Genomic DNA, 238 nt, shown 5'->3' on the forward strand with positions numbered 1-238 from the left:
AGGGTCAGGCGTCCCGCTTCGATTTCGTCCAACGCCTGTTCCCAGATTGCGGTCATACCCGGATCTGCGACTGCTGCTGGTACCGCCTCGATCAGGGTATGGGCCGCGGCGGTGGCCATCAAGGCGCGTTTTTTCTTCAGCAAATAACCGCGATCAATTAACCCTTTGATAATGCCGGCTCGTGTGGCTTCGGTTCCGATACCGGTGGTGTCCCGAAGTTTCTGTTTCAGGCGTGGGT

The 238-nt window shown here is 57.6% G+C and carries 1 protein-coding gene; it reads right to left on the reverse strand.

What is annotated here, in order from left to right; genetic code table 11:
- Window positions 1–238 (reverse strand): DNA topoisomerase (locus AAEZ05_RS30105; RefSeq protein ID WP_350650322.1); only part of this gene is annotated, 238 nt, incomplete at both ends.

This window comes from Pseudomonas sp. HY13-MNA-CIBAN-0226, from assembly GCF_040310305.1.
GTDB classification, from domain to species: domain Bacteria; phylum Pseudomonadota; class Gammaproteobacteria; order Pseudomonadales; family Pseudomonadaceae; genus Aquipseudomonas; species Aquipseudomonas gregormendelii.